Origin of the sequence: Rahnella sp. EDr1-12, from assembly GCF_049206505.1 — a bacterium.
Classification (GTDB): Bacteria; Pseudomonadota; Gammaproteobacteria; order Enterobacterales; family Enterobacteriaceae; genus Rahnella; species Rahnella rivi.
Map to the genome: position 1 here is coordinate 1,452,064 of NZ_JBLZNY010000001.1, position 24,463 is coordinate 1,476,526.

Here is a 24,463-nt window from a genome sequence, read left to right on the forward strand (position 1 = left end):
TCATCGCGGATGAAGCACGCCTTAATATTTAAAACTTATCATGACAAATGAAAATAAATCGTTATCGAAAGGAGTAACATTGGCTGTTTTGTGATGAGTTCATGTCATTTAATCTTATAAAAAGAGGAGTTAATAAGCAGGATACGTGAGGAGGTTCACAAATTTATTCAACATTGCACCAGAATATATAAATAAGAATTCTATTTAGATAATGATCTAAAAGTCTTAAAAGTCATGCCCGAATAAAAAAATAATTTATTATCCGGGCACCTGGTTAATTACTCCGCAATCACATACCCCATCACACGCTTCCAGCCGACCGGTTTTTTCTCAATATACACACCCTGTAATTCCGGTGAGAAACCTGGCAGCAGGTTGATGCCCTCTTCCAGCGCCATAAAGTAACGTTGCACCGCTCCGCCCCACAGTTCGCCGGGCACCACACACAGCACACCCGGCGGATAAGGTAACGCACCCTCAGCGGCGATGCGGCCTTCGGCTTCGCCAATCGGCACCAGCTCGATATTGTCGCGGATAAACTCGTTGTGCGCGTCCTGCGCATTCATCACCACGGGCGGGAAACTCTTCTCGCGGAACATCTCTTTTTGCAGCTCTTTCACATCAAAACTGACGTACAGATTATGCATTTCCTGACACAGCTGGCGGATGGTGTAGTTGCGGTAGCGGTCTTCATTTTTACGGTAAACCGTCGGCAACACTTCGCTCAGGGGCGCATCTTCTTCGATGTACTGCTCAAAGCGGGCGATCTCCTCAACCAGCAGCTGCATTTTGGCCGGGGTTTCCGCCGGGGTCAGCAGGAACAGAATGGAATTGAGATCGCACTTCTCGGGCACGATGCCGTTTTCGCGCAGATAGTTCGCCAGAATGGTCGCCGGGATCCCGAACCCGGTGTATTTACCGGTGGTCGCATCGATACCCGGCGTGGTCAGCAGCAGCTTGCACGGATCGACGAAATACTGCTTCTCTGCATAACCTTCAAAAGCATGCCAGCGCTCGCCCGGCACAAAGTCAAAGAAACGCACATCATTGGCCATTTGCTGCGTGTCATGGTTCTGCCATGCCACGCCGTCTACTACCGGCGGCACGAACGGCAAAATCATCGTGCACTGTTCGAGCAACATCTTGCGGGTTTCGATGCCGAGTTTCACACACTCCATCCACATGTGTTTACCACTGCCACCGGCGTGAATGCGCGCATTGACGTCCAGCGCGGCAAACAGCGGATAAAACGGGCTGGTGGAAGCGTGCATCATAAAGGCGTTATTGAGCTTTTTATGGCTGCAATGACGTTTCTGGCCTTTGATGTGATTGTCTTTTTTGTGGATTTGCGACGTCTGCGAGAACCCGGCCTGCTGCTTATGCACCGACTGGGTGACGATGATGCCCGGATCGTTTTCGTTCAGTTCCAGCAGCAGCGGCGAGCACTCTTTCATCATCGGAATAAACTGCTCGTAACCGACCCATGCGGAGTCAAACAGGATGTAATCACACAGATGGCCAATTTTATCGACCACCTGACGCGCGTTGTAGACCGTGCCGTCGTAGGTGCCGAGCTGAATGATGGCCAGACGGAACGGACGTTTTTCGCCGGCACGTTCTGGCGCCACCCGCGTGATTTGCTGACGCAGATAGGTTTCATCGAAACAGGCGGCATCGATTCCGCCGATAAAGCCGAACGGGTTACGCGCCGTTTCCAGATACACCGGCGTCGCGCCTGCCTGTAACAGCGCGCCATGATGGTTGGATTTATGGTTATTGCGATCGAAAAGCACCAGATCGCCACGGGTCAGCAAGGCGTTGGTGACCACTTTGTTGGCCGCCGAGGTGCCGTTGAGCACGAAATAGGTTTTGTCCGCGTTAAACACTTTGGCGGCATATTTTTGCGCATCTTTCGCTGATCCTTCATGGATCAGCAAATCGCCCAGTTTGACGTCCGCATTACACATATCAGAGCGGAAAATGTTCGGGCCATAAAAATCGTAGAACTGACGCCCCGCCGGATGGCGACGGAAAAATTCCCCGCCCTGATGCCCCGGACAGGCAAAGGTGGCGTTCTCCATTTCGACATACTTTTTCAGCGTATCGAAAAACGGCGGGAACAGCGCTTCTTCATAAGCCTGCGCGGCAGATTCAATCTGCGCAGCATAAAACGCCTGATTCGCATCAGACAGGGTAATTACGCCTTTCAGCGCCGGTAAAAACTCAGGTGAAACCTGCTCAGTTCCCTGCACGGCAACAAACGCGGGGATGCCAAACCCCAGGCTTTCGATCTCCGCCAGCCTGCCGTGGTTCAGATCCCCGACAGAAATAATGATCGCCGCGACGTCGGCAAAATCGGCGCGACGCAGGTCAGCCACCAGACGCGCGGTCTGGAGGTAAGGGGAAACGGAGGTGCTTGCTGCAAGTTTTAAAAGTTTCATTCAGACTCTCAAACGGTTAAGTAAGAGGGTGTGCCACATGGCACGGCAATGAGCTGGTGCTTACGTCATAAGAGAAAATGCGCAGAGTCCAGCCCGGCAATTGACGCTGGCCTGAGTGAGACGGAACGTTGCCGTGAGGGCAATGGGGAGACAGTTCGCGTTTCATGCTCAGCCGCGTCTGACAGACAACAGTAAAATCAGAGGAGTGGCGGGTGTCATTCTCTGTTTTTAATCATGCCTGACAGCGAGCAAAGGGTAGGCTTACCGCATGAAAGGATCTGCAAAAGGAGGAAAACTGACATCGTGGCGTTGACAGCACCCGGAGATCATCATCAGATTTTTTCTGCACGAACATAAAGCCACTGCCGCGCGATGTGATAAGCCAGCCATGCCGCAACCCTCTTGAGCTGTCGCGTGAAAACGGGATCAGAGTTGTTTAATAAATCGGCGCAATAATGTCATCTTTCTTATCCCTGTTCAACCCTGAACATTGGGTGAAATTCTTACAGAATGCGACATCCCGCCGCGGTCAATTCTGATGTTTTTGCAGGGTATTCACGCGTGCCTGAAAGAGATGAAGGGAAAACCGGCAAATCGTCGTAAAAAACATCAGTCGGGTGACGAACCCGGCGGTTGTCACAAAAACCCGTTGACGACACATGCCCAATACGGTTTAATGCGCCCCGTTGCCCGGATAGCTCAGTCGGTAGAGCAAGGGATTGAAAATCCCTGTGTCCTTGGTTCGATTCCGAGTCCGGGCACCATATTTAAAGAAACCCGCCTATGGCGGGTTTTTTGCTTTCTGAGATACGGACTCTCCATCGAACTCCGTTCGATTATTCGTCTCATACTGAGACTCACCCCTGCGGGGTCAGCGCAAGCGCTGCTCAAAGACGCTGCGCGCCTTTGTCCGAGTCCGGGCACCCTATTTAAAGAAACCCGCCTATGGCGGGTTTTTTGCTTTCTGAGATGCGGACTCTCCATCGAACTCCGTTCGATTATTCGTCTCATACTGAGACTCACCCCTGCGGGGTCAGCGCAAGCGCTGCTCAAAGACGCTGCGCGCCTTTGTCCAAGTCCGGGCACCCTGTTTAAAGAAAACCCGCCTGTGGCGGGTTTTTTGCTTTCTGAGATGCGGACTCTCCATCGAACTGCGTTCGATTATTCGTCTCATGCTGAGACTCACCCCTGCGGGGTCAGCGCAAGCGCTGCTCAAAGACGCTGCGCGCCTTTGTCCGAGTCCGGGCACCCTATTTAAAGAAACCCGCCTATGGCGGGTTTTTTGCTTTCTGATGGAGTCAACAACTCACGCCTTCCGCCATCCCCGTGTCAGGACCTTTTCTATCTCGACAATCACAAACAGCGCGACGCCGATCAGCAATCCGATGATCCAGTAGATGAACGGCAGCGGACGTGTGCCGAACAGTGTGTTCATCAGCGGGACGTAGATGATGATCGCCTGCAGGGCGAACAGCACGACAGTGACAATCCAGATCCCTTTGTTTTGCAGCAGACCACGGCTGAGGGAGAAATTATCCGAATCGCGGCAGTTGATCATGTAAACCCATTGCGAGGTCACCAGCGTTTGCAACAACACGGTGCGGATGAATTCCGGTTCATAGCCACGGGGTTGCAGCCACGCCTCAAGGATAAAGGCGCTGATGGAAATCAGTAAACCGACGAAGGCCACGCGCCAGATGGCGTATTTATCCATAACATGCGCGTTGACGTTACGCGGCGGGCGACGCATAACGCGGCTTTCCGCTTTCTCAAACGCCAGCCCGAAGGAGAGCGTGGCCGACGTCGCCATGTTCATCCACAGGATTTGTACCGGCGTCAGCGGCAAAAGATTGCCCATCAGGATCGCGATGATGATCAGCAACCCTTGCGCAAGGTTGGTCGGCATGATGAACAGAATGGTTTTCTTCAGGTTGTCGTAAACCCGACGCCCTTCCCTGACCGCGTTGGCGATAGTGGCAAAGTTGTCGTCAACCAGGATCATATCGGCAGATTCTTTGGTGACCTCCGTCCCTTTTATCCCCATCGCAATACCGACGTTAGCCTGCTTCAGCGCGGGGGCGTCGTTTACGCCGTCGCCGGTCATCCCGACGATTTCACCGGTTTCCTGCAAGGCTTTCACCAGCCGGAGTTTATGTTCAGGGCTGGTGCGCGCAAAGATATCAAACTGCACGGCGGCCGTTCTGAGCTGCGTGTCATCCATATGCTCCAGCTCATAGCCGGTGATGGAGTTGCCGCTGTTGCCAATCCCCAGCATTTTGCCGATAGCCATGGCGGTTTCCTGATGATCACCAGTGATCATCTTGACGCGGATCCCGGCCTGCTGACATTCAGCAATCGCGACAATCGCCTCAGGCCGTGGCGGATCCATCATGCCCGCAATGCCGATCAGCACCATGCCCTGATTCAGCTCCGGGTGATCGAGCGCGGTGACCGGTTGATCGACCGGCTTCCAGGCCGCCGCCACCATGCGCAGCCCTTCACTGGCATATTGCGTGATCGCCGATTCCCAGTAAGCGCGATCCAGCGGTTGTGCGCCTTCCGGTGTTTGCTGGAACTGGCAGAGTTTGAGCAGCACATCCGGCGCGCCGGTCAGCATCACTTGTGACTGGCCGTTTCGCTCGCAGGCAATCGCCATGTATTTATAGAGTGAATCAAACGGGATTTTACTGCTGATCTGATGCGCCACCTCCGGCAGATGCGCCTTGGCGGCCAGCACTTTCAGCGCGCCTTCGGTCGGGCCGCCGGTAATTTTCCAGTGCCCCTGCGCATCCTGCGACAGCGTGCTGTCATTACACATATCCACCGTGCGCAGAAACTGGGTCAGCAGCGGCGAAGAGTCCGCAGGCTGCGGAGTCGCCTGCCCGGCAAGGGTGAAACTCCCCATCGGTTCATAACTGCTGCCTTCCACCGTCCAGACGTTGTCCGCCAGAATCACCGCTTTGACGGTCATCTCGTTCATGGTCAGCGTGCCGGTTTTATCTGAACAAATCACAGACATCGCGCCCAGCGTTTCCACCGTCGGCAGTTTGCGGATGATGGCTTTGGAACGCGCCATCGCCTGCACACCCAGAGAAAGAATGATCGAGATGATGGCCGGTAACCCTTCCGGCACCGCGGCCACCGCCAGGCTGATGACAGAAAGCAGCAGTTCACCGAACGGAATATCGCGCAGCAAATAACCGAAAATCAGCAACGCCGCCATCATGAACAAAATGATGACGAAAATGGATTTCCCCAGTTTGTCGATCTGCACCAGCAGCGGCGTTTTGTTGTCTTCTATCGAGGAAAGCATCTCATTGATATGGCCGAGTTCGGTGTGGCCGCCGGTGGCAAAAACCACCCCGCTGGCGGTACCGGAGCTGACCGTAGTGCCCGAGAAGGCGAGGTTCTTGCGATCGCCGATGGATTTCTCCCCCTCCAGCGAATCGGTTTTTTTCGAGACAACGGTCGATTCACCGGTGAGAATGGCTTCTTCAACACGCAGGTTATGGACGTCGATCAAGCGCAAATCGGCAGGGATTTTGTCACCGGGACGCAGCAGAACAATATCTCCCGGCACAATTTCATCGGTCCCCACGGTAACTTGTTGTCCGCTGCGTAATACCAGCGCTTCACTGGAAAGCATATTCTGAATGCTCTTCAATGATTTCTCAGCATTATTTTCCTGAATAAAACCGATCAGGGCATTAATGACTGCCACGCCTAATATCACCAGCGTGTCTACCCAGTGCCCCATGATCCCGGTCACCACGGCGGCGGCCAGTAATATATAAATAAGGATATCTTTGAAGTGAGAGATAAACTTTATAAATAAAGACTTACCTTCTTTTTGAGGCAACACATTCGGGCCATATTGCCTGAGTTTATTTTGTGCTTCCTCGGCAGTCAGCCCTGAGAGCCCGGATTGCAGGCCAGCGAGGCTTTCTTCTACGCTCAGCTGATACCAAAGTTTATCCGATGACGACGGTTGTGCAGCCTGTGGCGTTGTATTATCCATAATCCTTTGACCCCTGAAATGGTTCACGAATAAGAGAATAACAAACGAATTATCGTGCAGGTTTCTGGCAAGATACGTAAAGCTGTATAAACTATAATATACCGTGTTAAATAGTGTTAATTACCTGCCCGGAAAAACGAATAAACAAATAAAAACAACAGCTCACACCCGTCATAAGGGAATGCAGACATGATGAAATAAGTCAGTAAGATTACATGTAAATCCCTGCATATATTGTTTGTATTTATTATTTCGCGCGTTGTTCAATGAGGGGAAGTATTTTGAAAACTCGTTTTTCTCTCACGCTGGTCATCGCTTTACTGATAAGCGCCTGCGATCAGAAAACTCCGGATGCGCCGGTCTTACCGCGCCAGGTTAAAGTGGCAACGGCAGACGCCGTAAGTCTGGCCAGTACGCGGGTCTTTCCGGCACGGATCCTGGCCGGTGATAACACCGACATCGCCTTCAAACGCCCCGGCCAGCTTGATGCCTTAGACGTACGCGAAGGCCAGGCGGTAAAACAGGGGCAAATTCTCGCCCGCCTTTCCAATAATGATGCCCGTCAGCGGCTGAACGATCGCCGGAGTGCGTCCACGCTGGCACAGCGCCAGTTCGAACGTTACCAGACGCTGGCCCGCCGGCACGTGGTGTCACAGGCCGAACTGGAAGTTCACAAAGCCAGCCGGGATTCTGCCCTCGCCGCGTTGAAAATTGCCCAGGAAGAACTGAATGATTTGAATCTGGTCGCCCCGTTCAGCGGCGTTATCGCCCGGCTGAACGTGCGTAATCATCAGGTGATTGCCGCCGGGCAACCGGTCGCCACGCTCAGCCGCGCCGATGTGCTGGATGTCATTTTCAGCGTGCCGGAAAACCTGTTCACCAGTCTGGATATCCGTAACGCGCAGTATCGCCCGTTAGTGCGTATCAACACCCTTCCCGGCCGCGATTTCACCGCCAGTTATAAAGAACACACCGCCAGCAGCGAGGCCAATACTTTAACGTGGCAGGTCACGCTGACCATGCCGCGCCCGGAAAACTTCCCGGCAGTGGCCGGGCTGAGCGGCACGGTGACCGTCAATCCGGCAAACCTCGCCACCGCAACGCCTGACAACACGCTGGTTGTCCCGGTGGAGGCGGTCTTTAACCCGGACAGCCAGCAGCGTAATCAGGCACACGTCTGGCTGATTGCCGGAGAAGGCGACAAACTGCACGTCGAAGACCGAAAAGTGACGGTGGGTGAGATGACGTCGCGGGGGATTGAAATCACCGCCGGGCTTGAGAAAGGAGACAGGGTGGTAGCCGCGGGCGTGGGTGAATTACACGCGCAGCAACCGGTACGCATCTGGACGCGGGAACGGGGTCTGTAATGGGCATCAACGACAGCTTTATCAATAATCCGACGCGCGTATGGCTGGTGATCCTGCTGCTCGGCGTGGGCGGGTTGATTGCATTGTTCAACATCGGTCGGCTGGAAGATCCGGCGTTTACCATCAAAACCGCCGTCGTCTCGGTGCAGTATCCTGGCGCCTCGTCGCAGCAGGTGGAAGAAGAAGTGACCTTGCCGCTGGAGAACGCCCTGCAACGCCTGCCTTACGTCGATAACATCACGTCAATTTCCGCCGTCGGTTTATCGCAAATCACCGTCAACATTGACTCCCGCTATCACTCCTCCGAACTTCCGCAGATTTGGGATGAACTGCGCCGCCGGGTGAATGACGCCACGCTGCAATTTCCGCCGGGCGTCAGTGCGCCCTTTGTGAATGATGATTTTGGCGATGTGTACGGCTATTTTTTCTCGATTTACGGCGACAGTTTTACCAATCCTGAGCTGCGCAAATACGCCGAACAGCTGCGCAGGGAACTGGTGCTGGTGCCGGGCGTCGGCAAGGTCGCCATCGGTGGCATCCTTCCTGAACAGGTCACGATTGAGATTTCCCGCGCAAAAATGGCGGCGTACGGCGTCACGCTGGCACGCCTTTCAACCGTGCTTAACCAGCAGAACAGGGTGTCGGATGCCGGCAGTATGACCGTCGGCAGTGAGTCGATCCGCCTGCATCCCACCGGCGGATTTCAAAACATTGATGAGCTGAATAATGTCCTCATCAGCCCGGCGGGGTCGACGCACAGCATTTATCTGCGCGACATCGCCGTCATTTCTCAGGGTGTCAGCGATCATCCGGGCAATATTTATCATGCTAATGGCCGTAACGCGCTGACCCTCGGCGTCTCTTACATTCCCGGCGTCAATGTCATGAACATCGGTCACGCCATCGAAGCCAAAATGAAGGCTTTGCAGGCCGAAAAACCCGCCGGGATCCAGCTGAAAGTCTTCTACGATCAGGCTGCCGAAGTCAAAAAATCCGTTGACGGATTTATCATTAACTTCCTGATGGCACTGGCGATTGTGGTCGGTACGCTGCTGATTTTTATGGGGCTGCGCAGCGGGATAATTATTGCGGTGTCACTGGCGCTCAATGTGCTCGGCACCTTACTTATCATGTATTTGTTTGGTATCGAGCTTCAGCGTATTTCCCTCGGCGCGCTGATCATTGCGCTGAGTATGCTGGTGGATAATGCGATTGTGGTGGTGGAAGGCGTGCTGATTTCCCGTCAGCAGGGCAATCCGCTACTGAACGCCATCTCACACATCATTAAGCGCTCCGCCCTGCCGTTGCTCGGGGCGACAGTGATCGCCATTCTGGCCTTCGCGCCCATCGGGCTTTCGCAGGATTCCACCGGCGAATACTGTAAATCGCTGTTCCAGGTGCTTCTCATTTCGCTGATGCTCAGCTGGGTGACAGCCCTGACCCTCACGCCGGTGCTGGTGAAATGGGCGTTTGCCAACATGCCGGTGGCGCAGAAAAAACCCGATGAACAGGCAGACCCTTACGGCGGCTGGATATTTCGCGTTTACCGCCGCCTGCTTAATGCGTTGCTGATCCGCCAGACCGTGACGCTGGTGGTGCTGGCAGCGCTGCTGGTGGCTTCAGTCTGGGGCTTTAGCTTCGTCAGGCAGAACTTTTTCCCTTCCTCGAACACGCCGATTTTCTTCGTCGACCTCTGGCTGCCTTACGGTACCGATATCAACTACACCGCAAAAATCGCCGGTGAGATCGAAAAAAACATCAACGGGCAGGAAGGCGTAGAAAACACCGTGACCACCGTCGGCCAGGGAGGAATGCGGTTTATTCTGACCTACAACGGCCAGCGCCAGTACTCTAATTACGCGCAAATCATGGTACGGATGGACGATCAGCGCAAAATCGCCGGGCTTGTCCAGCGCACCGAGCAGGAGATCCACCAGAATTTCCCTGAAGTGAATGCCCGCCTGAAACGCATCATGTTTGGCCCTTCCGGCGACAGCGCGATAGAAGTGCGGATCAAAGGTTCAGATCCCGACACCTTGCGCAATATCGCCAGCCAGGTGGATCAGATAATCCTGGATGACGGCGCAGCCGACGGCGTGCGTAACGACTGGCAGGACCGCAGCAAAATGGTCCGCCCGACGTTCTCGCCGTACCTTGGCCGCGAACTGGGCGTTGACAGAGCGGAAGTCGACAGTGCGTTGCAGTTGAATTTCAGCGGCAGCACGGCGGGGATTTACCGCGACGGTTCCACGCTGATGCCCGTGGTGTTACGCCCGCCGGCGGATGAACGGCTGGATGTGGATCACATGGCCAATATCATGGTGTGGAGCCAGACGCGTCAGCAGTTTATTCCGCTGAGCAATGTGGTGAGTGAGTTCCGCGTGGAGTGGGAAGATCCGCTGATCATGCGCCGCGACCGTATGCGCATGCTGACGGTACAGACAGACCCGGATGCGGCCACCGGGGAAACCTCCGGCGACATGCTGGCGCGCATCAAACCCAGCGTCGAGGCCCTGAAACTGCCGCACGGCTACAGCATTGAGTGGGGAGGTGATGCGGAGAACTCCGCCGAGGCGCAACAGGGGTTATTCACCACGCTGCCGATCGGCTTCCTGATGATGTTTATCATTACCGTACTGATGTTCAGCTCGCTGAAAAACGCCATCGCCATCTGGCTTACGGTTCCGCTGGCGCTGATCGGCGTCACCTTTGGTTTCCTGCTGACCGGCATTCCGTTTGGATTTATGGCGCTGATTGGTTTGCTCAGTCTGAGCGGCATGTTGATCCGCAATGGGATCGTGCTGGTCGAGGAGATCAACCAGCAGAAAAAAGTGAAGAGTCAGGCCGAAGCCATTGTTTACGCAGCCACCTCGCGCCTGCGCCCTATTCTGCTGACCGCCTTTACCACCGTGCTGGGGCTGGCACCGTTGTTACTTGATGTATTTTTCCAAAGCATGGCAGTTGTTATCATGTTCGGGCTGGGATTCGCTACAGTGCTGACACTTCTGGTTCTGCCTGTGATTTACAACTGTTTTCATCGTGAAGGACAACGCAGCCAACAATGAACACCACGGGACTCAACATTATTAAAACCCTCGGCTGCCTGACCGCCGTCACCTTTTTCACCTTGTACAACACTTACGACGATTACAACTATAACTACGACACCGTATTGGCCTTTCTGACGTTTATCTCCACCATCGCCACACCGTTATTTTTTGTGGTCAACGGCTACATGGACGCCGGTTCCTGCTCTGAGGACACCACCTCTGAATGGCAGATGAGAAAGATCCGCGGGATATTAACCCTGTTTATTTTCTGGTTCTCCCTCTATTACCTGTGGGAGCCGTATCAGAAGGGGTATCTGATCCAGCCATGGTTTATCTTTTCGCTGGTGATCATTTACACCTTCCACACGCTGGTGGACTGGCTGGCTCAGCGCACGCGCGTGCTGGCGTGCGTGATTGCCGTCTTACTGATTTTCTCTTTCGCTTACGATCTGCTGGCGCTCTATTATCCGGCGCATCAGGCGTTATCCGTGCCCGCGCAGTTTCGCATCTGGACGTGGATCCTTTATTACCTGACCGGCCAGCTGCTCTTCGACCCGGCGGTTTCCAGGCTTTATGGCCGCCCGCGCGTGGCGACCTTCGCCGCAATCGCCATTCCTTTCGTGTATATCTTCACCTGGCTGTATGAGAAGCACTTTTTCTTCTCGCTGTTCAGGCTCGAGCGCAACAGCTTCATCCTGACCGGTTCGCAGGTGTATCTGCTGGTGGTGCTGATCATCATTGCGGCCAACGGCGTGAAAGCAGACGCAGTGAAAAGGCCGGTCGGCGAAATGGTCGGCGCGCTCGGCAAAACCATGACCGGCGTGTATATCCTCCACTACACCTTTTTCAACATCCTGATCCAGTGGATCCCGATTCACTCACTGACCGCGAAACTCTTCGTCATCCTGCTGACGTTCCTGCTCTCGGTGGTGTCTTCCACCTTGCTGCTGAAAAATAACCTGACGAAAAAGCTGATTACCTTCTGAGAATATCCGCCGTGAAACCGGCTGAACGGGCATAAAAAAAGCCGAAGAATGTAGGTGCATTCTTCGGCTTTTGAAAAGGTTCGTTGAGCAGTCAGCGTGCTTCATCCATAGAGTTTAAGCCGGGCCATGGCTTTGGCAGAGGCCAGATCGGCCTGTACCATCTCAATCACCAGATCCTGCAATGAGGTTTCCGGCCCCCAGCCCAGCTTGTGGCGCGCCTTCACCGGGTTGGCGGAAGCTTTGCACTTTTCCGCCGGGCGGATATAACGGGGGTCAACGGCCACGACCACATCCCCGACTTTTAACGCCGCGGCAATCGGGCTGATAATGGCCGCAATCACCCCTTTCTCCTCGGTGCCTTTCCCGACGAAACGCAGTTTAATACCCAGCTCCAGCGCCGCGAAGGTGACGAACTGACGCACCGTATACTGGACGCCGGTGGCGATCACAAAGTCCTCCGGGCTGTCCTGCTGCAACATCGACCACTGCATTTTGACGTAATCTCTGGCATGGCCCCAGTCACGCAACGCATTGAGATTACCGAGATACAAACACTGCTCCAGCCCCTGCGTAATGTTCGCCAGCCCGATGGAAATTTTACGGGTGACAAAATGTTCGCTGCGGCGCGGGGATTCATGATTAAAAAGAATGCCGTTGCAGGCATACATGCCGAACGTTTCCCGGTAATTCACCACGGTCCAGAAATCAGAGATCAGCGCAATGGTTTGTGGCGCACAAAGCCCGGAGGTCACCATTTCATTGATGGTCATGGCGTTAACCAGGCCGCACAGTTCGGAGGGCGAGGCGTGATAATAACGGGTTTTATTCGCCAGTCCCTGAGAACGGATCCCTTCCAGCATGCGCAGCGCACTGATATTCGCCCTCATGGGAGGATAACAGGCGCGCAGACATTCCGCGGTGGTCTGGCGCAGACTGCCCAGATTATAAATTTCATCTGGCCGCAGGGTAGCTAACAAATCATTCAGACTGGCATCATCAGAAAAATTTTCATCGTGAAGATGAAAATCCGGGGACTGAAACATCAGCCCTTCAGCGGGAAATTCATTTTGCTCTCCCGCCACCACAGGAATATGTCGATTAATACCATGGACTGTATAGCCTTTTTTTAATAAAAGCTCAGCCAAATAAGAACCATCTTGTCCAGCTATACTGGTAATAAGTGCAACTTTAGACATACAGGATCCTTGGATTACAATTAAAAAGAACACATCTTTTTGGATGCACGATTAGAATTGTAAGGTCTTAAAAATAACAAATACAAACCAGACGTAAGAGGTGAAATAAGACAAGGTGAACGTAATAAAAAACCTAATAGATTATTTTTTTGCTCTCGCTAAATTCATTCCATTTCCCTTTTATATATTCCTCCAGCTCGCGGTGAAAACGTTCTGCAGAAAATCGCATTGCATTGTCCCGGCAGTCTTGCGCAAGAATAGAATTTCCAATCATCTCGAACTGCCGCACGGCCTGTATCACCGATGTCACACTCTGTTCGGCATAAAACAGCCCGGTCGCCTTCGTTTCGCCGTAAGGTCTGATGGTTTCGAGTACGCCGCCTTTGCCAAAGGCAATGACCGGTGTGCCACAGGCCTGCGCTTCCACCGGCGTAATGCCAAAATCTTCTTCCGCAGCAAAGACAAATGCCTTGGCGCGCCGCATATGATCCTGCATAACGGCATCGGGCTGATACCCTAAAATCTCGACATTCTTTTCGGCCTTAGCCTTAATTTTTGCCATTTCCGGGCCATCACCGATCACCACCAGCTTTTTATCCGGCATCTGGCTAAACGCCTCAACAATCAGATCAATACGCTTATAAGGCACCATGCGGGACGCGGTAAAATAAAAGTCCTCTTTCTCTTCCTGCAACAGAAAACGCGTCACATCAACCGGCGGATAAATAACATCCGCATCACGCCCGTAGACTTTTTTTATCCGGCGGGCAATGAACTGTGAGTTCGCCAGAAAGTGATCAACGCCGTTCGCCGTGCGGTAATCCCAGATCCTTATCTTGTGTAAAAACCAGCGGGCCAGTTTACCTTTCAGCCCCTTGTTTAACCCCGCCTCACGTAAATACTGATGCTGAAAATCCCATGCGTAACGTATCGGAGAATGCACGTAGCTGATGTGCAACTGGTCAGGGCCGGTTAATACCCCTTTTGCCACCGCATGGCTGCTGGACAAAATAATGTCATGTTTAGTCACGTCGAGTTGTTCAATGGCCAAGGGCATTAAGGGCAGATAGTGTTGATACTTTGTTTTGGCGAAGGGTAGACGCTGAATAAAAGAGGTGGTGGAGTCTTTGCCATAAAATAATTTTCTCGACTCATCTGATAAAAAATCCACCACGGAATAGAGTTCAGACTCCGGGTATATTTTAATAAATTCCGCGATAACTTTCTCTGCCCCGGCAAATGTCACCAGCCAGTCGGCGACAATTCCAACACTTACATCATTTGACATAATCAAACCTCAGAATTTTTATTATTCTTTGCACAAAATAGCCAGAATACTTTGTGTCTGCTTTTGCATCAGGGGGATATTGCCGCGTGACTCCACATTCAGACGCACCACGGGTTCAGTGTTTGAACTGCGAAGATTAAAACGCCACTCTTCAAATTCAAGGCTGATACCGTCGGTATAATCGACGTGCAGTGCGTCGCTTTCATACACGGCCAGTACCCGGCCAATGGCTTCTTTCGGCTGAAGGATAACGCTGTTGATTTCCCCGGAGGCAGGATAGGCCTTGATCCGGTCATGAATCAGGGTTCTTAATGACTGGCCTTTCACTAACAATAATTCAGCCACCAGCAGCCACGGAACCATGCCGCTGTCGCAGTAATAAAAATCCCTGAAATAATGATGGGCACTCATTTCACCGCCGTAAACGGCATTTTCAAGGCGCATACGCTCTTTGATAAAAGCATGTCCGGTTTTAGACATCACCGGCACACCGCCCGCCTGAGTGACAATATCGATGGTATTCCAGCTTAAGCGCGGATCATGAATAATGCGCGAACCCGGGTGTTTTTCCAAAAATGCATCGGCGAGCAAGCCGACGATATAATAACCCTCAATAAATTCGCCTGTGTGGTCAAACAAAAAACACCGGTCAAAATCCCCATCAAAGGCGATACCCATATCAGCCTGATATTTGATAATGGCATCTGTAGTATCCTGACGGCACTCCGGCAATAACGGGTTAGGAATGCCGTTGGGGAAATTGCCATCAGGGTTGTGATGAACCTTAATAAACTCTACCGGCACACCCGCAGCGATAAAACGTTGTTCAATCGCATCCACCACATGCCCGGCAGCACCATTGCCTGAATTAAGCACTAATTTGAGCGGGCGGCGAAAATGTGAAAAATCGATATAGCCGATCAGTTTATCGACATAAGCATCAAGTACCGATGCCTGCTCATAGGTGCCGCGTTTTTCAGGGGCAATATCAGTAAACTGATTCACCTCGGCAAGACGCTGTATTTCGTGAAGCCCGGTATCGCCGCTGACAGGTTTTGATTCTTCGCGCACCAGTTTCATGCCGTTATAGTTCATCGGATTATGGCTGGCGGTCACTTCAATGCCGCCATCAAGACTGAGGTATGACGTTGCGAAATAAATCTCTTCCGTCCCCGTGACGCCAATATCCACCACGTCCGTACCTGAATCTTGTAATCCCCTTGCCAGAGCCAGTTTTAATGCTTCGCTGGTTAAACGGACATCGCCCCCTACAACCATTTTGGTCGGCTTTAAATATTGCCCGTAAGCCCGTCCGATTCGGTAAGCGATATCTTCATTTAATTCAGTACCCAGTTCGCCCCTGATGTCATACGCTTTAAAACACGTCAATTTCCCAGACATAATTAACCCTCAAATTAACAACGGCCATAATGGTCTTTGATACGAATAATATCGTCGTCTTCCAGATAGGCGCCGGACTGTATTTCTAATATTTCCAGAGGGATCTTTCCGGGATTTTCCAGCATATGTTGCGAACCGATAGGAATAAACGTGGACTGGTTTTCGGTCAGTAAATATGTTTTATCATCCAGCGAGACTTTTGCTGTTCCGGAAAGAATGACCCAATGTTCAGCGCGATGGTGATGCATTTGCAAAGAGGACTTGCCGCCGGGTTTTACGGTTAAACGGTTTACGTGATATCGAACCGTATTCACCACATTGTCATTTCGTCCCCACGGGCGATATGACTCGCGATGCACACGATATTCCCTGCGCTCCTGATTTTTTAAAAACTCAACGACTTTTTTAACGTCCTGCACCTGAGATTTATCAATAATCAATACGGCATCTTTGGTATTCACAATCACCAGATTCTCAACACCAATGGCAGCGATAAATTTCTCATCAGTATTGATATAACAATTTGTGGCGTTATGAGTGAAGACATCACCGGTCACAGCATTGCCGTTCAGATTTTTATTATTGACCTCCCACAGCGCCGCCCAGGAACCTACGTCGTTCCAGCCTGCATCCAGCGGCACAACGATAGCCTCGGTGGTTTTCTCCATCACGGCATAATCGACAGACTCGTCCGGGCAGGCGATAAAGGCCGCTTTATCCACACGGATAAATTCCTGCTGCTCATCAGGTTGCGCTGTCTCAATGGCTTTGAGACAGGCATCGAGAATATCCGGCCGGTATGTTGCCATCTCTTCCAGAAAGCGTTTCGCGCGGAACAAAAACATTCCGCTGTTCCAGTAATATTCTCCGGTTTCCAGATATTGCAGAGCGGTCTGTAAATCAGGTTTCTCGACAAAACGCTGCACCCGAAAAACGGGGGCAGACGGGTTGTTAAATTCCGTGCCGCGTTGAATGTAGCCATAGCCGGTTTCAGGCCCGGTGGGAACAATACCAAAGGTGACTAATTTACCCTGTTCGGCAAAAGGTATGGCGTTGTTAACCGCCTGATGAAAGGCTTCGATATTCTCGATAACATGGTCAGCCGCCAGTACCAGTAATAAAGGATCATAATCCTCATCGATAGCGCTAAGTGCCGCCAGTGTAATGGCCGGAGCCGTATTTCTTCCGACAGGTTCAAGAATAATATTATTCGACAGCTGATTAATTTGTCGTAATTGTTCCGCCACCAGAAACCGATGCTCTTCATTACAGATCACCAGGGGGTTAGAAGTCTCTAAACCTTTTAAACGGGTAACTGTTTCCTGCAACATAGATTGCTCGCCATAAAGGCGTAAAAATTGTTTGGGATAAAGCTCGCGGGACATTGGCCATAAACGGCTACCGGTACCACCGGCCATAATGACGGGAAGGATCATGATTACCCTCGGTTGGTAAATTTGACAGTTGATAGTTAAAAATTAAATTTCCGGATAATGTCGTTTAATTTACCTGCCGACTTAGCCCAGGAAAATCGCTCTGTATTTTTAAAGCCTTTTTCAACTAACTGTGCCCTTAATTCCGCATCGGTGACAATTAAGCGTAATGCATTGATTAATTCGCGTTTAGATTCAGGATTAAAATACAAGACACTTTCACCTAACACTTCCGGCATTGAGGCGGTATTTGACGATATTACAGGGCAACCACATGCCTGAGCTTCCAAAGGCGGAATACCAAATCCTTCGTAAAAAGAAGGGAACACGAACGCAGTAGCATGCTGATAAAGTTTAACTAACTCATCATCATTAACCCTACCCACAAAGTGAATGCGCGGATGATTACGTTTAAGTTCTAATTTTGAGAAAACATCAGCACTTCCACCGATGATTTTCAAATCAATATCTAAATTGGCATCTGAAAAAGCATCAATTAACCCATGGAAATTTTTATGGTAATTAGTGGATGATACTGCCAACAAATAACGTTGTTTATCTGTATGAGACGCTAACTCTTTTGGGGGTTTAAATATATCAGAAACAGCGTTGTAAATTATTTTGATTTTTTCATCCGGGCACCGATAGCGACTTGCTATTTCAGAACGAGAAAATTGGCTAACCGTGATAACCTGCTTACTGTTGCGTATTATGAGCGGTGAAATAATCCGATATAACAAACGAAAAGAGAAAGGGAAACTCTTTGGATACTTCAGATAGGTGATATCATGGTGTGTGACAAGCTGATGAGAATAAAAAACAGGTGCTGTATTACACAAGTTGATCAATAAAGGACTTTTTCTTCTCAACAAATAGAGTGGCAGGGTAATCTGCTCCCACAAGTGCCCCTTTAAACCCGGTACTTCCTCAACATTGATACGTTTTAGCAAAGACTGTTTCTTTATAGCTTTGATATCAGGCACAAGAAAAACCACATCATCTCTGATATGTTCAATCTGCAATGAGATCTCTTCGGCAAATCTCTGTACACCCGACATATTTTGAGTCAAAAAACGGCCATTAATATATATCATCACAAAATTAACCCAGTGTTATTTAAATTAAATTTGATGAGAATTAAATAAGCATCGCAATATCAGATAGATTTACTTATTATTCTTGCAGGGTTGCCTACAATGATTGAATTTTCAGGAACATCTTGTATAACCAATGTCGACGCGCCAATAATGACATTATCACCAATTCTCACATCCCCAATAATGACGCTATTAGCGTATATTGTTACGTTATTACCAATAACCGGATAGGTGACACCATCTTCAAATTTAGACCCAATGGTGACCCCTTGATAAATTCGGCAGTCCACACCAATACTGACGCCTCTACCGATAACTACGCCGAAGGGATGTGGAAGTGTGGTTCTGTTATTTTTTAAAACTTTAAGCCCTATAGTAAGTTCACTATAAAGTGCTATACGGCCGTCATTGAAATGGTACATACAGTAAATAACTTTAAAAAACTTCATCACTATTAAATAGAGTCCACGCAGTATATTCCTCAACGATAACCACCTCGAAGTTAATGATTAAGACCGTTTATCTTTATCAGCCATTGCTGAACAGAATAGTTCTGACCACGCTCCCATACCAACTGGCCACCTTCTTGCGCGGTAATAACATAGTGCTGATTTTCACTACTGGTGAGTAATAAGTTTTTATTTCTGATAAGAGGAAGAAGTTTTTTGATCAACTGAGCTGACTCCTTCTCACTCCCGTCACGGTATAGTAATCCGAAATTATGCTCTTTATTTTTCTTGTCGGGACCATCGTCCATTAAATCGTACCACCACAGTCCTTTGACATAGTTTTTTGAAACCGCTAAAAGCGTATATTTGACCATGTTCTGTGCAGAAATAATATTCGATACACCACCGGTAAATCCTGATCCGGTGGGATAGCCCATCTCAGTGATATAGAGTGACACTGCTTTACCCACTCTGTTTGTCAACGAAGCCTCGAAACTATCAAGGGCAATAAAACTCCCTTCCGGATCTCGGACACTAGCAGGTTCATTGAAGGCATAGGGATGAATTGAAATCCCATCGACATAATTCATTAATCCTTTATCAATCAGACCATTTAGCCAATTAACTTCATTCTTGTGTAATGGATTAACAGAGCCGGTAAGAACAACAGCACTTGGGTCTATTTGTTTTATTTTCTCAGAGGATTTTTTAACAAGATAAAGAAATATTTCATCATCGGGTTTATTTCTTTTTGATCCTACTCCGGTTCCAAGCAACCATTCATTCCATATTTCGTAGTATTTAACTTTTCCTTTATAGCGTGTGGCAACCCAGGCGACATAGTCTACAAACTTATCGACTTGCTCCCGGTTCTGAGGGTACCCACCATGTGTGTAGAGATTGTTGCCATATCCCAGAACAAAAAGGGTCGAGATATCATCAGATTGGCGACTATTCATAGCAAAAAAGTTATCTGAATTTATTCGTTGCTTCGAAATATTCAGTTTGCCTGCTTCATTTTGAACAGAATTCCATGAAAAGCCATCTCTCACAGAATCAAAACCTAAACTTTTGATTATATCTCTGTAATCATCTGAGGATTGGTTGTAATCGCTAAGATGGGTTGCCACACCAATATCCATACTTGCATTAGTAAAGGCGGGGATAACAAACAGTATTAAGGCTAAAATTTTGGCTGGCATCATATCTGTTCCATCCGCTGTTGCTCTCTTTAAACGTCAAAATTCAGCTAGAGTAATGATTCATACTCTTTAAATATCTTGATTATTTTTTGGTTGTCAAACTCTATGTCTGTTAAATGTGTAACATACTCTAACCCCAGGGATAACTCCGTTTCCAAATTACATATAAAGCCATTTTTTTCGTGGATTATCTCGTTAATTCCGCCGGGATAGTTATTTGCTACGACAGGGGTACCACAGGCTAGTGATTCAATAACGACATTAGGATATCCCTCCCAGCGAGAGCTGGAGATAAAAACGTCTGCGTGCTTCATCAATGCGTAAGGATTCTCTGTTGAAGGGATAAATGTTATTTTTTGACGTAAGCCTAATAATTTTACCTGCTGAGTTAATTTTTCTTTTTCTTCGCCTGTACCTACAATAGTAAGATGAAAATTGTCATTACTAATTTTTGAAAATGCATTAATTAAAATATCAAAACCTTTTTGGTAGGTCAGCCTGCCTATAGTCAAAAGATTAACTTTATGTTTTGGATATGAATGCTCCAGTTTCAGGGAAGACATTTCCCTTATCACCTTAATGTCTAATGGGTTATTTATTTTAACCACCTTTGAATCAGGTATCCCCATTTTTAAAGTGAGATCTGCCAGCATGTCATCACTTTGAACGATGATAACGTCATAGTTTTTATAACATAATTTATACAGCATTTTCGCCAGAGGATTTTTTTCGTAAAGACTTGGCAGATTAGATTCTCTGGCAATTTTCTTGACGTTTCTGCCCAATATAAACAAAAATGGTGATATAAAGGCATTCGCTGTGCCATCACTGATTAGCATCGTCTCAATGTCATTTTCTTTGCAATAACGTCTGATACCAAAAATAATCTTATGCAAATTATACCGGGCGCGGCCTCTCACATTAAGGTAACTGACAGGAATATCATCTGGTAAACTTTTCAAAAGTGTATTACGTACTGGATCCTTGGCATAAAGAAGAACATGAGGACGGTATAGCCCTGGGTCAATATTATTAATGAGATTACAAATCACGCGCTCAGCACCTGTCCTGCCAAGAAATGGCATAACAAAAAGAACATTCTTCATGTTTCTTCCAAATAATTGTTTACGTGAACTCTTTACGAGTCGTACTCACTGAATTAAACCTTTCTCATTGCCCTAATAATATCTCTTATTGCAGGAATGCCAAACGTCATCAGAGAAAGCGATTGATAATAAAAACAGTCTCTCGTTTTTTTGGTGAATGCATTACTTACCCATGCTGCAATTATCTGGCTAAAGAGGGAGGCATAGGCTGCACCGAGCATGCCATACTTAGGGATCAGGAAAAAATTCAACACAACATTGATCACTAAACCGTATATCGCTCTGTATATTCTCAGATAGGTAATTCCACGGATGATAAGTATGTTGGTACTGACAGAACCTAATGAAGAGATAATATTTGCTATGACGATAATATAGATCACAGAAATAGAATCATGATAACGCTCACCAAAAAACGCATTAACGATAAATGGTGTTAGCAAAATCACCAGCAATCCTGATATCACAGTGAAAAAATGTGTAATGTTGAAATATTTTCTTATGTTACTGGCTGAACTGTCGTTTGCCACCATCGGGAAAAATGAGGCTGATATTGCAAGAGGAATAAACATGTAAGCATCTGAGATTCTTACCGCCACATTGAATCTGGCAACATCTTCCATCCCTGTCATTTTGGCGATCATGAACTGATCTACCCGTGTATAAATCATTACGATTAAAGTAGAAATGAGAATAGGTGATGACTGTCGTAATAAAGAGGTTAATGTCTTTTTATTGAAAAACTTGAAGCTAAGAATTAATCCACCTTTTCTGGAAACAAGAAAAATCAATAAGAAAGAAAATAAGTAATCAAGGCAAAATGATAGAGTATAGTAAACCAACCCCAAATTAAGATAAATTATGACAAGTTTAATCAACGAAGAAATAACTAATGCTATAACACTTGTTTTTGTAATGACTTTTGAGCGTGATATCGCCTGATAGTAAGAGTAATAAATTGTCTGAACCTGAAAAAAAACACTGAAAGAAGAAATTAAAAAAACAGCCTTATATACATCCTTGTAATCTGATATCAAAATATAGATTAGGAAAATTAAAACAACTAATGTTGAAAGCATCATTCTAAAGATGAAAGAGGTCGAGAAAACCTCATTAACTTTCTCAGAAATTGCAAATTCTTTTATCAGTACATTATCAAATCCAAATGCAACAATCCCGATCATTAATGAGGCTATGGTCTGAGCCAGAGAAAATACACCAAAGTCGTAAACTGAAAGCTTCTGTGAGATGTATGAAAAAAGACAGAATACGACGGTCAGTCGTATCACTTTTTCTGATAAGACCCAAAGTGAGTTTGCTAAATATTTTTTCATAATCGTTCATCTAATAAGTAACAAGTTATCATTACATTCTCTTTAATTGAATACTATTACTCACTTAGTGCTAAGGTCATGTTTGTAGCGTTCATAAAAAGGTGAAATGCGGAGCGATTTTTTACATATGTACTTTCTGTATAAATATAGCCCCATAACTGAAACCACCATTCCTTTAAGTCTGGATTTAAACTTGTTTGTTTTTTTCCAGGATTGCGAAAAGTGATGTATCGTTTTGTTTTTTCTTTTAAATAATGAAGGATGTTCAAAAACACACTTTTCAAATATCTTGATATTTCCTGGCAGTACCTGCTCTTTACCATTGAGTTTAAACCCGGATACTGAGCTTAGGAAATATCGGGTAAATAAATCATTGTTCGGTGAAGACAACGATATTTCTTCTTTCAGATACTTTTCCCTGAGGTTTTGAATAATCGGGTTTCCTTTGGCCACACCGATGACAGCCGTTCCCAAATTGCAATCCCACATAAATCCCATGAAAAGATTAAGATTCAACAAATCTTCGAAACCACCCACAATTTCAATATCGGTATCAAGGTAAATTCCCCCATAATTATATAACACGTCTAGCCTGACAAAATCGGACACGTGAGCCCATTTTTTTTGCTTGTACGCGTTAAGAAGGTAAGTGTTGCCTTCAAGCGGATAACTCTCTTCATTCCATTCAATGATTTCATATCCTTCGGGTTTAAGACGATGAAAAGCATCAATATACTTTTGTACTGATTTTGGTTTTTTCGCCCTGCCAAACCAACAGTAATGTATGACCTTGGGGATCACATCGACTCCTTAATGGATATAAGTAAAACCAGTGATGATGATTTTTACTGCATTTTGACACTGGTCGAATTCACCGAGTTAAACTTGCGCATCACACAGAACCTGCTATTAAAAATGACACCGACCAATACTCCTGAAAATGGAGCATAAAATACAGATTCAAACAGATTGTACGTCACACCACCTGTAAAGATGCAAAAGGCAAACAGATAATAAGCCGTTCTGGCATATTTATCATGAAAACTGGAGAGTAAAAACTTAAACAGAAAAAGAATAATAAACACAACGCTGACCGATCCGCTTATCACATACAGATACACTAATGCATTGTCTGCCGGATTATAACTTTGAGGTGAAAATAATAATGAGGGTGTTCCTATTCCGCCGATACCCTTACCTATCAGATAAGCATAATTATCCTTTAGTAACCCCATAGCTTTGGGCCAAGTTTCATACATTCGCTGCAAAAACGTATTGGTTTCGTCATAACGTGTCTGCCCTTGTCCTGGTAACATATAAAAATATGAAAACAACACGCTGAATACGATAGATATTCTTGAGAAAGCTATGGCGGCGAATGAGGGTAAGATCATCACCAATGCTAATATTGCATAGGTTAAAATGGTGGTCTTCGTGGTTGTAAGATAAATTGGATAGAGAGGGATAACGGAAATCAACGCGTAACTTATCCATCTTTTTTTACTTCTCAGCTTATACAATAAAAAGAAGAAGCTGATTAACATCAATGTCGCAGCATCAAATGATGCTGCGGTGAAGCCGGGATTACGTAAAGCCCCTCCCGCTGTCCAGTCTCGCGATACTACCTTAGAATAACTACCAATATCCATAATGCCCCCTAGCCAGGGGGCACCAAAACTGCTCACATACATAACACCCATTACGCTTGTGGCAGCAAAAAAAACGAAATACTTATTTGAATAATTCAGTAATCCATCAAATATTGCACCGGAAAACGCCACGCTAAACATAAAGGGTATAAATATATACACACCAAACAGTGTCTGAATCAGGCCACTGTTAAGTGTGCCCAGCATGATATAAAAGATGAACAGACAGGACATAATGATCAGCGATGGCATAACCAGCAGATTTTTTATCCACTTGTAAATTAACAGCACGAGCATAATAAGCACGGCACTGTAATTAACCAACGGAACGACCATGCCAATGGGGCCAGAAAAAGCTTTAACAAAGATGAAAAAAATGAAAGTTGGAAATGCAAATCTTTCAATATTCATATCATACCCAATGTTATTTCTGGTTTACAAATCAA

The 24,463-nt window shown here is 47.8% G+C and carries 16 protein-coding genes and 1 tRNA gene; 4 read left to right on the plus strand and 13 right to left on the minus strand.

Annotated elements, in window-relative coordinates; genetic code table 11:
* Positions 1-278 precede the first annotated feature (278 nt).
* Positions 279-2,441, minus strand: a complete 2,163-nt coding sequence (speF, locus tag ACO0U8_RS06850; RefSeq protein WP_136377455.1) for an ornithine decarboxylase SpeF — start codon at positions 2,439-2,441, stop codon at positions 279-281.
* Positions 2,442-3,129: 688 nt separating this feature from the next.
* Here speF and ACO0U8_RS06855 point away from each other — a divergent pair.
* Positions 3,130-3,205, plus strand: a tRNA-Phe gene (locus tag ACO0U8_RS06855).
* A 542-nt stretch (positions 3,206-3,747) separates the two neighbouring features.
* On the opposite strand, the gene ACO0U8_RS06860 is transcribed toward ACO0U8_RS06855, so the two are convergent.
* A complete protein-coding gene (locus ACO0U8_RS06860; RefSeq protein ID WP_421670510.1) occupies positions 3,748-6,459 on the minus strand; it encodes a cation-transporting P-type ATPase in 2,712 nt (903 codons plus the stop codon).
* Positions 6,460-6,740: 281 nt separating this feature from the next.
* Between ACO0U8_RS06860 and ACO0U8_RS06865 the strand changes: the two genes are divergently transcribed.
* Genes ACO0U8_RS06865 through ACO0U8_RS06875 form a run of 3 tightly spaced genes read left to right on the plus strand, consistent with a single transcriptional unit; the run spans position 6,741 to position 11,862 of the window.
* Positions 6,741-7,826, plus strand: a complete 1,086-nt coding sequence (locus ACO0U8_RS06865; protein ID WP_122096358.1) for an efflux RND transporter periplasmic adaptor subunit — start codon at positions 6,741-6,743, stop codon at positions 7,824-7,826.
* Positions 7,826-10,891 carry an efflux RND transporter permease subunit gene (locus tag ACO0U8_RS06870; RefSeq protein ID WP_421670511.1) on the plus strand — a complete coding sequence of 1,022 codons (3,066 nt, stop codon included), beginning with the start codon at positions 7,826-7,828 and terminating at the stop codon, positions 10,889-10,891. Before ACO0U8_RS06865 ends, ACO0U8_RS06870 begins: the two co-directional genes overlap by 1 nt.
* Complete coding sequence (locus ACO0U8_RS06875; RefSeq protein WP_421670512.1) at positions 10,888-11,862, plus strand: acyltransferase; 975 nt, start codon at positions 10,888-10,890, stop codon at positions 11,860-11,862. Before ACO0U8_RS06870 ends, ACO0U8_RS06875 begins: the two co-directional genes overlap by 4 nt.
* Before the next feature lie 101 nt (positions 11,863-11,963).
* Here ACO0U8_RS06875 and ACO0U8_RS06880 read toward each other — a convergent pair whose 3' ends face one another.
* From ACO0U8_RS06880 to ACO0U8_RS06930, 11 genes are all read right to left on the minus strand, one after another.
* Entirely contained in the window at positions 11,964-13,058 is a 1,095-nt protein-coding gene (locus tag ACO0U8_RS06880) for a GDP-mannose 4,6-dehydratase (protein WP_421670513.1), read from the minus strand.
* Positions 13,059-13,191: 133 nt separating this feature from the next.
* Positions 13,192-14,346 (minus strand): glycosyltransferase family 4 protein, encoded by a 1,155-nt coding sequence (locus ACO0U8_RS06885; protein ID WP_056773331.1) that lies wholly within the window; start codon positions 14,344-14,346, stop codon positions 13,192-13,194.
* A 21-nt stretch (positions 14,347-14,367) separates the two neighbouring features.
* A complete protein-coding gene (gene cpsG, locus ACO0U8_RS06890; RefSeq protein ID WP_122096354.1) occupies positions 14,368-15,747 on the minus strand; it encodes a phosphomannomutase CpsG in 1,380 nt (459 codons plus the stop codon).
* Between the two features lie 14 nt (positions 15,748-15,761).
* Positions 15,762-17,183: a mannose-1-phosphate guanylyltransferase/mannose-6-phosphate isomerase gene (locus tag ACO0U8_RS06895; protein WP_122096353.1), complete on the minus strand. Its 1,422-nt coding sequence runs from the start codon at positions 17,181-17,183 to the stop codon at positions 15,762-15,764.
* Between the two features lie 35 nt (positions 17,184-17,218).
* Positions 17,219-18,274 (minus strand): glycosyltransferase family 4 protein, encoded by a 1,056-nt coding sequence (locus ACO0U8_RS06900; RefSeq protein WP_421670684.1) that lies wholly within the window; start codon positions 18,272-18,274, stop codon positions 17,219-17,221.
* 62 nt (positions 18,275-18,336) lie between these two features.
* Positions 18,337-18,726, minus strand: coding sequence for a serine O-acetyltransferase (locus ACO0U8_RS06905; RefSeq protein ID WP_421670685.1), 390 nt, complete (start codon positions 18,724-18,726; stop codon positions 18,337-18,339).
* Positions 18,727-18,779: 53 nt separating this feature from the next.
* Complete coding sequence (locus tag ACO0U8_RS06910) at positions 18,780-19,931, minus strand: family 1 glycosylhydrolase (protein WP_421670514.1); 1,152 nt, start codon at positions 19,929-19,931, stop codon at positions 18,780-18,782.
* A gap of 44 nt (positions 19,932-19,975) precedes the next feature.
* A complete protein-coding gene (locus tag ACO0U8_RS06915; protein ID WP_421670515.1) occupies positions 19,976-21,034 on the minus strand; it encodes a glycosyltransferase in 1,059 nt (352 codons plus the stop codon).
* A 53-nt stretch (positions 21,035-21,087) separates the two neighbouring features.
* On the minus strand, positions 21,088-22,368 hold the full coding sequence (locus tag ACO0U8_RS06920; protein WP_421670516.1) for a flippase: 1,281 nt from the start codon (positions 22,366-22,368) through the stop codon (positions 21,088-21,090).
* 60 nt (positions 22,369-22,428) lie between these two features.
* Positions 22,429-23,169, minus strand: coding sequence for a glycosyltransferase family 32 protein (locus ACO0U8_RS06925; RefSeq protein ID WP_421670517.1), 741 nt, complete (start codon positions 23,167-23,169; stop codon positions 22,429-22,431).
* 44 nt (positions 23,170-23,213) lie between these two features.
* Positions 23,214-24,428 (minus strand): hypothetical protein, encoded by a 1,215-nt coding sequence (locus tag ACO0U8_RS06930; RefSeq protein ID WP_421670518.1) that lies wholly within the window; start codon positions 24,426-24,428, stop codon positions 23,214-23,216.
* Positions 24,429-24,463: the final 35 nt, after the last annotated feature.